Here is a 9800-nt window from a genome sequence, read left to right on the forward strand (position 1 = left end):
GAATGTAAAGATCCCTGTCCCTGCTCAGAGAGAAAATCGTGGAAGGGAATTCCGGGAGCTTGAGCAGGTATTTTACAGTTCCGGTTTTATTGTCGTATGCTGCCAGGGAAACCAATTTCTGAGCCGCTTCAGCAAAGGCCTTCAGCGGAACGACGCTCCTGATCAAACCGAGCATGTCCGGATTGTCCTTTTTCACAGCTGACTTGCACATCCGCGCAAGGACGGCTGCGTCAATTTCAACGCTGCCCAGTTTCCGGGCTTTATCCGACGCTGCGGCCAGGTCGTCTTTCAAAACGCAGTCATAGAAAGTCAGAAGAGCCGGATTATCATGCAGCAGCATCAGAAAGGAAAACAGGGTGACTTCTGATTTCAGCGTGACAGGTGACTTTCTTTTGCTCAGCCAGTCGGAGGCGAGCTTCAAGTCTTCAATTTCGCGTGTAACCTCTGAAACAGGTTTCTTTTCCAGAAATGATACAGCCTGCGGCTCTCCTTTCTGATTGCTGATCCTGCATGTTTCCTGCAGGACCGGCCAGGAGGAAAGATAGGCCTGTGCAGATAAGGAGTAGTAATTATCCAGAAGAATTCTGGCTTCTTCTGTGCGGCCCTGATCGAGTAAATCAAAACGGCGCTCTTCCATAAGATCTTTCTGTTCCGTAAGATCCGGAAATTTCCAGCGAATGTCTGCAGCATTCTGCCCGGCAGCGGAAACATCCGCTTGAACACAGCAGGCTGTTAATACGGCGAGCATGAGGACAACATGGTTTAAATAATTCATACTATCTCCTGTAGAAGCTTCAGAAACGTGCTTGAGATTTACTGACAGGACTAATTTTTGATTGTCCACCAGTCAAATCCTATGCCTATTTTATCTAAAATCATTTTGCTGTTAGAGGGATTAGCAAGCTCTAAAACACACAATTTTCCGTCCCGGTTAAAAGCCAGTTTTTGACCGTCAGGGGATAAGCACAGATCCCATAGGGTGCTTCTGGCTATCAGGTCGGAGATCATAGATTTGTTCGCTGAAGACTGGCTGGAATCGATTGCATCCGCAATTGGCTTCGGGAGCTCCAGCACTTCGCAACTTCCGCCGTTAATGCCGATCAGGCCGATTGAACACTTGAAATCCTTGTTACTTCTCATAACAAAGGCTACAATTTTCCCGTCTGGGGAGAGACATGGACTGGAGTATATTGTGGAAAGGTCTGTGCCGCCGGTGAGCATGGTCTCCACACTCTCCCCTGCAGCGGTCGAGTCAGTCAGGGTAGATTCACTGCCTGTTATTCTCCGAATAAAAATGCCCACTCTCAGTTCAGGTGCAGGTTCAGCACTGAGGCTTTTGGCATAAATAATTTTATCGTTCCCGGAATAGCAAAGTTGCCCCATTGAAAATACTGTATCAAAAGCTTTAACAATACCTGTTCCATCCGTTTTGATCGTCCAGACCATACTTACTCCGCATTCTTTTCCGTGCGATGAAAAGGCGAGGCTTGTTCCGTCTGCGGAAAAATCCGCGCCTTCATAGTCTGTGAAACCGGTCGCGTCAGTTTCGCTGGTCAAAGTTTTCCGGTCAGACCCATCGCTGTTCATGATGCAGAGTGATGTTTTCCTGCCATCCGATGAATACGATGACGAGGTAAAAGCGATTCTGCTCCCGTCAGGTGAGATCACAGGCTCTTCTTCATCTTCATCTGGCGTGTTTGTGAGATTGACTTTCCCGCTTCCATCAGGATTGATCTTGCAAATATCGTTGCTGATTTGTCGGTTAGCGCCATAGGCAATCACTATCGTCTCGCACTCCGAAGTTCCGGCGTAAACTGCAGTCTCCTGAAGAAAAATGACCGCAATCACGATTGAAACGCAGATCGGCGAAGACCAGATTATAGTTTTCATGAATTTCAGCATACTTTCCTCCTTCAACCATCAAATTTTTCCACACTTAAGCGATTTCCTTTTCCACTTTTGCATTGATCATTTCATTCATTGAGTTGATGTTCTTTTCCATATTTCCCCCCTTGTTTTGATCTTAAATCAATTCTTTTCTTAAATGATTGGAAATGGAAGTTTCATCCTGCTTCAATCTGCTTCACAGATAGTGAAAGACTTGAAGGTTATCGTTTCAAGATTGTGCTCCTAGCGATAAAATTAATCTTCATATAAACACCTCTGCCTTTTTTCCAAAATCACGGCCTGCAGCGGGCCACCCGCCACATCTCGGGGGTGATATGCCCGCTCATGATGTGGTAGTAAAAACCCAGCCAGTTCGGTTCACTCGGTTTGCGCCTGTAGCAGGGATCGCCGCCGTCTTGGCCTTCATAGCGGCCGTCGTCAGGGCTGCAGACGAGTTCATCCGGAAAGTTCGTCCTGTGGTATAAGGCCCAGTCCACTACATGCAGCCATTCATGCAGTTCCAGCTCTCCGTTGGTCGGAATGCCGCCTCCGTCCTGAATGCTGATCCAGCCCGCTCCATCAAGGCCATAATCACCACCTAAAGCGCCTCCCCAGAGGAAAGTTGGCACTTCCTGCCCCTGGCCGTCATTGGTTTTGACATAAGCCAGAATGTTATCTGTGTGTCCTGGCGCATAATGACCTGTGATCATATTTTTCGCATCTTCAGGGCTCAGCCAGTATTTATCTTTTACAGGTGACATGCTCTTCAGCGGTTCCTCGATGATTTCTATTTTCATGTTGATCTTCATCATCCCGCCGCTGTATGAAAATACCAGTTCCTTGTAACTTTCCAGAGCCTGGCGGATCATGGCCATCTCGGAATCGCTGAAGCTGATGTTCACATGCGTCTGTCCACCTGAACCAGGCGACTGGAAGGTGAAGTCCAGAGTGCGGAAGATGGCTGTATAGACGGTCCACACGTTTGCTTCGCGTGTGTTTTTCACGGCATGCTCATGAATCTTTTCCAACTCCATGTAATACTGGGGCTTCAAGTTCTCCTGCTTGCCCGAACACAGTCCGCAGGCAAAAGAGGTGCTTCCAAACTGAGCAATGAGCGACGACACGATGAAAACTTTGATGAGCCAGGATGCGGTCACGGTTCTGATGAGTTTTTTCATACTCCCCCCTTGCATATTTTTTATCGTTATTCTCCATATGCAAATTATTACCTGGAGCAACGGGATCGGGAAGTTTCAACTTGCTTCAACATGCTTCATCGGGAAAAAAAGATCGTAATGAGTTCAACGCTGTTGACCCCTTGATGCAGACGAACAGGTACTTCGGGATCATGATCGGAAGGGAATGGCTTGATCCTGCACTGTTTTCCCGGGATGGGAATGAAAAGCCTTTCTGTTACAATGATGATGCGCTCAAATTCATCAATGACCAAATTCGAAAATGGCCCAGTCAATGACAGCTTTGGTAGTGGTGCTGATAGAGCCGGAACTATACAATTTCAATCTGCTGCATTGTGCAACAGATGCTTTGACAGGGTGCTGAAAATGATGATAGCCTGTGTCTATGAATCCGGTTTTTCTGGAAAAAGGCACCCTGATTTCCGGCTGCACTGTCATCGAGCAGGTAGGCGAGGGCGGCATGGGCGTAGTTTACAAGGGCTTTGACCAGGCGCTGGACCGTCCGGTCGCCATCAAGATCATGAATCCACTGTCTGGAAAGACCGCAGGGGAGCGTTTCCTGCGCGAAGCCAGGCTGCTCGCTCAGTGCCGCCATCACGGTGTTGTGCAGATTTACTCATTCGGAGAGCATCAGGGCTTCCCTTATTTCGTGATGGAATATGTGGAAGGGAATTCGCTGGAGAGTTTTATAAAGAAAGCCAGGATGGTCTCTGGCGATAAATACAAGCTCGATGAACTGCTGGAAATGGGCTATCTCAAGGAATCAGACCCTGAACTCCCGTATTTCCTGCGCGATCCGCTGAGGCCCCCGCTTTCAGATCCCGAATATCTTGGACGGGTCAATTCCCTGATCGCTGAAATCGCCGACACTCTCAGCGAAGTGCACAGGCTGGGGATTGTGCATCGTGACATCAAACCTGCCAACATCCTGATCTGCACCGACGGTGAGGTGAAACTCGTGGATTTCGGGCTGGCCAAAACCGGCGATTCCTTAGATCTAACCCGCACCGAACAGATGATAGGCACAATTAATTACATGTCACCCGAGCAATTTCAGGGAAAGAAAGCCAGAATCACCCCTCTCACCGATATATACAGCCTGGGTGCCACTTATTATGAACTGGCCACGCTGAGAAGACCTGTGGAGGAAGAAGATATCCCGGCGATTGTGGCAGGAATCACAGAGGGGAGATTTCCTGAGCCGCATGAATTGAATCCTGCGATCACTTCCAGGCCTAACAGCATAATCCTGAAATGTCTGCGGACTAAGGAAACAGATCGTTTTCAGTCCGCTGCTGAGCTAGCCGACGAGATCAGGCGGAGCGGTCGTGCTTTCCCTATTTTCCAGGGTGTGAGAGATTTTTTTCTGCAACTGTCCGCAAAGCAGGAAGTCAGGAAGAAAATGCTTTCCCTGAAATCCGGTGGTGAAATCTCAATTGCCGCTATCGGTCATGACGGAAACATTTCCGCTGCCAGGGCTTTGTATGAAGAAGCCAGGAACGATTTTTTCGTGAAGATGAAATTTGTTGATGCGGTCGATAAATTGATGCAGGCTCTGGAACTGCATCCCACCTGCATTGACGCCTTATTGCTGCTATACAATGCTTACTCGTCATCATTCGAACTGAGATCATTGGAGGAGCGGCTGCCAGCGGCCAGGGCAGCAGAGGGTTCCCTGACGGAATCGGATCTGCTTAAGCTGGAGATCCTCGAAAAGACCATCAAGCATGGAGAAAAAAGCACATCAGAACTTTACCGCTGTTATCTGAAAGTCTACCCAGCAGATGAAGTGATTTTATACATGGACTACCTGGCTTCGTATTATGATACCGATTTCGACAGAGCACTCACCTGCCTTGAACAGATCCTGGCAGTAAATCCTGAATACAACAGGATTTACTTTGAAATGTCTGAGATTTATGCGGGAATGGGAAAAACGGAAAAAGCATTGAAAATAATGGAAAGCAGGGCGGAGAAGTACCCGGATCTGATAGAGCTGAACCTGGTTACTTTGGAGCAGTTGATCCTTACGGGAAGATTTGAGGAAGCTGGGAAAAAGCTGGCAAATGTTCTGGAAGATGACCCTTCCTTGGACTGGGCATTGTCGATGATGGCCAGAGTGGAAGCTGCTAGAAATCATCCGGAGGCAGCCTGCAACAGATTGAGGCAGGCCATCGGGAGCACAAGATCTGATTTTGAAAAGTCACGGCTGTACTACCTGCTTTACCGCATGCATGAATCCTTCGGTAACCCGGATAAGGCTGCTCAAACTCTCCAGATTTGCAGAAATATTGGATTTGAGCGGAATTTCCTGTCTCTGGCTGAAATCGAAACGCGGATCGTGAGTTGTGACCTTTCAGGCCTGAACCCGGGAAATTTCCGGCCTGAATTCACAGAATTGATAAAAAAGTTCATCCGTAGAAGCTGCCTTCAGGGTCTGGATTTCCGATGCTATGGTGCAGGCAGTTTCATTGGAACCGTGTCCTGCTACGAAATGTCCGGAAGCGGCAGTTGCAGCATTTTTAAAACCTGGTCCGAGATTGTTTTCCGTACCCGAAGGGTTGAAGAGGTGTGGGTTCACCTGGCTGAAATTCCGTCCACGCCTTTTTCAGACGGGAGTGGCAGGATTCAGGAAGCAAAAATTAAAAAATGCCCGACTGCTTTTGGAAATTATCTTGCCGCAGTCAAGCTGTCTGAGCCTGTGAAAAACGGGGAAGCACTTTTCCTTTCAGCTGAATACGAACCCATTAAGCTGACAGAAAACGGAAACGGACTGGAATTTTCGATTCCTGATTATCCATTCAATATATCCAGGGAACAGATATTTTTAATCTCAGTCCCTGATTCCCTGAAAGTCGATACTATCTCTCTCGAACCTGACGAGACAGTCAAGCTGGAAAACTCCAAAATTCTGGTTTTCAGCCGCTTCTTTCACTCGGGGGAGAAGCTTCCCCTGAAACTCAGATTCAGGAAAACTGCCTGAACAAGTGGAAAGGGAAGTTTCAAATTGCTTCATTCAGCTTCGGCAGATTCTCGAATCAGACAGGCACGATTTTCTGAAAGATCACTATTGCATGATAGATAAACCTCATTATTTCGCTTGCCCGCAATAATGCCACAGCAGTAAGTCCCATCAGCATGATCAGCAGCTTTTCCATACAGTCCTCCTTCTGCGTCCTTACTGCTATATTATTTTCCATAGTCACCGAGCAATCCAGTAGCAATCTGAGGCAATCTGCTGCAAGCTGAAATATTTTACACATGAATCTCAATTCCTTGACAAAGAAGCCATTTGAAGCGGATTGAAGCCGAATGAAGCTTGAAACCTGGTTCAGCCGGGTAATAATTTACTTAAAGAATCAACGGGGGGAAGTATGAAGTATTTGTTTTCTTTACTCATCATTTTTATCCTGGCAGAAAATACGGTCATCGCAGGTGTAGAGCGGGATGCTTTCGGCAACATCACAGGCAGGGAAGGCCCGCACTGCAAGTACAGCTATCTCGGCACTCTCGGCGGATCCCTGGGAATCGGCGCCACAGTGCTGCTCGCCGATGTCACTGTGGCTGTTGCTCCCAAGTATTGCGTGGGAGTGATCTTCGCTTCAGGCAGCGTGGACGATCCTGGGAAAGATGAAATCACCTTCACCATCAGTCCGGAAATCTCCGGCACCTTTGCCGCCAGCGTAGGACCGAAACTGCAGATTCTGGATGCGAAAGCCTTTGACACGACCATCGGAGCCTCTGCCAGTGCCAGTGCCGGAGCGGAAGCCGCGATCAAGCTGGGAATGCATTCGGTGTTCGTTTATGCTCCCGGCGAACTCAAGCTGGAAGAGAAGGGCGCGACCTGTGCCAATGATTTCTGCGACTTCAGCCGCGGTAATGCCAAAGACCACATGACATCCGCCGGACTTTCCATATTTTCCAGCCTGAAAATAGAAGCCGGAATCGGAGGCTTCCTTGGCCTGAAGGATGTGGCTGGAGTCTCGGCTGACATCGGAGCCTCTGCCACCATGGGTTACGGTGTGGAAGGCAGGCTCAATGCTGACAGCGATGACAAGTTCGTAGTGATTTTTAAAAGCTCGGTTTCCGGCAGTTTCAAGGCCACCGAACTGTCCAAGCTGGTGATGGGAAGAGACCTCAAGCTCATGCCCAACGTGAACTCCGATTCAGTCTCATATGAGCTGCACCTCGGTCTGAAGTTCAAGGCAGACAAGAGCTTCAACGGGATGAGCCTTTATTTTGCCAATGGCTTCGAGTTTACAAACGGTGGAGACAACGATTTCGTGAAGCAGCTCAAGGAGGAAGCCGGGAGTTGCGCTGAATGCGCCGAACTGGACAAGGCAGTGGGCGGAAAATGCAGCTATTCATTCGACATCAGCAGGGAACTTGCTGAGAAATATCTCAAGGAAATAGTGGATACTGCAAATAAAGTGAAGGACGGAGCTGGAACGCTGAATGAGGACACTCTCAAGGATACGATCAAGGGTATGTACAGCAAAGCTCAGGAAATGATGAAAAGCCTGTCTTCCGAAAGCGTTCCTTATCACCTGTGGAAAGAGATCCGCCTGTCCAAGACAGAAGTCGGGGGCAGCCTGAATGTGGATATCGCCAAACTCGGGCTGAGCACATCCCTGATCACCTCCAAATCCTATCTGGCCGAAGAGGGAAACCTGGCAGGAGGCCAGTTGCAACCTGATCCCGGGAAGACTCACAAATATACTCAAGAAATCGCCAAATTCAAGCGTGAGATACCTGCTCTGGTGGAAAAGCTCCTGAAGTTCGTGCCTCAGCTGCTCACCAGGGAATACATCTGCAGGCAGGACGGGGACGGTACGCTGATTCTTTACGGCCTGTTCGCTGACGGCAGGGTGACTGTGTATTACTTTGAGCCGGACGGCGATCAGATACAGGGCCGGACCTGGACAGGAACTGAAGCTCAGTCCGTGTGGAGCGCAGTGAGATCCGGGATGAGTCTACAGGAGGCCTTTCAAAATGAAGCTGGATGAAGCGGATTGAAGCTTGAAACAGGGTTTCTGCCGGTGATAATTAACTCGTAGGCGTACGATCCTGGCCAGGTGAAATGGCTACATTGAAACCTGCCGGATCGAAAATTTCCACTGGAGGTAGTATGAAACCATTTTTCTTGCTGGCGCTTCTGCTTTGGATGTCTGGAAACGTAATTTCGGCCGGTGTTGTCAGGGATCCTTTCGGCAACATTGTCAGGGGTGATGGAGCATATTGCCGGTATGCTTATCTGGCAGATGTGGGAGTCTCTGCAGCCGGAGGTCCCACTGTCCTTCTTGCAGACGCCAATGTGGCCATAGAACCCAAAGTATGCGTGGCAGTCACATTTGCATCCCGAAAATTAGCAGACCCAAGGGAAGATGAAATCACCTTTGTCTTCAATCCGTCCCTCAACGGAACCTTTTCCGCAAGCCTCGGCCCGCATCTTTCCATTCTAGACGCCAAGGCTTTTGACAAAAGCATCGGTGGAGGCATAAACGCCGGTGCTGAAGCGGAACTGACGCTCTCGCTTGGCACCAACCAGTTTTTCACTTTTAAGCCGGGAGAACTGAAACTTGCTGCCAAAGATGCGACCTGTGCCAATGATTTCTGCGATTTCAGCCGGAGCCATGCCATGGAGCACATGACTTCCGCCGGGCTCGCTCTGTCCGGTTCGCTGAAGATTTCAGCCGGCATTGGCGGTTATCTCGGTCTGGGGAACAGTGCGGGCGTTTCAGGCGATATCGGAGCCTCGGCCACGATGGGGGAAGGCCTCGAAGGCCGGGTGGTCAATTCTCCTGACAGCGATGATAAGTATCTGGTGATTTACAAGAGCTCTCTGGCCGGAAGCTTCAATGCTGGCAACCTTGCCTTGAGCCTGGCAGGCGGAAACATTCCCCTCAACCCGTATCCTGCAGCCCAATCAGTTTCCTTTGAACTGCATCTGATCCTTAAGTTCAAGCAGGACAAGACTTTCAACGGGATGAGCGTCTATTTTGCCAATGGTTTCGAATTCACTGACGGACCGGACAATCCTTTTATCAGGGAACTCAAAGCCGAAGCAGGGAACTGCGCCGAGTCCGCTGAATTGGATCAAGCTCTAGCCGGGAAATGCATTTACTCCTTTGACATCAGTAAGGAACTGGCGGAGAAGTATTTCCGGGAAATCATCCTGGTGGCAAAGGACGTGACAAGCGGCAGCGGTTCTCTGAATGCCGGAATCGTTAAGGAAAAGGTGAGGGAAATGTATCGCCAGGTGCAGAACCTGATGCAGAACGCAGAGCAGGAAAGCCTTCCTTATCAAGCCTGGAAAGAGATACGCCTGGAAAAGAAACAGATCAGTCTTGGCGTGGATGTGAATGCGGCCAGCCTGGGAATCAACGGAGCCTTTTTCACTTCCAAATCATTTCTGGCTGAGGAAGGCATTTGCCAGGGAGGGGAGCTGCACCCCGTAAAAACATATAAATATACTAAGGAAGTGGCTAAATACAAACGCGATCTCAATACCCTGCTGGACAAAGTGAAAAATTTCCTGATCCAGCTCGCCAACCCCTTCAAGGAGTGCGTATGCAGGCAGGAAGCAGACGGCACGATCATGTTATACGGCCTGTGCCGGGACGGCATTGTGAAGCTGTATTACATCGAGACAGGCAGCAACCCTGTGCAGAGCATGTCCTGGACCTGATCTGCCGCGCAGACGATATGGAGAGCTGT

The 9800-nt window shown here is 49.3% G+C and carries 6 protein-coding genes; 3 read left to right on the forward strand and 3 right to left on the reverse strand.

Translation table 11 applies throughout. From position 1 onward, the window contains the following. From PHW04_18485 to PHW04_18495, 3 genes are all read right to left on the reverse strand, one after another. On the reverse strand, positions 1–775 hold a 775-nt coding region (locus PHW04_18485; GenBank protein MDD2717880.1), incomplete at its 3' end, for a hypothetical protein. 50 nt (positions 776–825) lie between these two features. Next, positions 826–1902 (reverse strand): hypothetical protein, encoded by a 1077-nt coding sequence (locus PHW04_18490; GenBank protein ID MDD2717881.1) that lies wholly within the window; start codon positions 1900–1902, stop codon positions 826–828. A gap of 278 nt (positions 1903–2180) precedes the next feature. Further along, positions 2181–3065, reverse strand: a complete 885-nt coding sequence (locus PHW04_18495; GenBank protein MDD2717882.1) for a hypothetical protein — start codon at positions 3063–3065, stop codon at positions 2181–2183. 403 nt (positions 3066–3468) lie between these two features. Here PHW04_18495 and PHW04_18500 point away from each other — a divergent pair, with 403 nt between their 5' ends. The 3 genes from PHW04_18500 (at position 3469) to PHW04_18510 (ending at position 9771) form a co-directional block, all read left to right on the forward strand. Further along, positions 3469–6066: a protein kinase gene (locus tag PHW04_18500; GenBank protein ID MDD2717883.1), complete on the forward strand. Its 2598-nt coding sequence runs from the start codon at positions 3469–3471 to the stop codon at positions 6064–6066. A 391-nt stretch (positions 6067–6457) separates the two neighbouring features. Further along, a complete protein-coding gene (locus PHW04_18505; GenBank protein ID MDD2717884.1) occupies positions 6458–8089 on the forward strand; it encodes a hypothetical protein in 1632 nt (543 codons plus the stop codon). Positions 8090–8211: 122 nt separating this feature from the next. Beyond that, positions 8212–9771, forward strand: a complete 1560-nt coding sequence (locus PHW04_18510; GenBank protein ID MDD2717885.1) for a hypothetical protein — start codon at positions 8212–8214, stop codon at positions 9769–9771. Positions 9772–9800 lie beyond the last annotated feature (29 nt).

The organism is Candidatus Wallbacteria bacterium (assembly GCA_028687545.1).
Classification (GTDB): domain Bacteria; phylum Muiribacteriota; class JAQTZZ01; order JAQTZZ01; family JAQTZZ01; genus JAQTZZ01.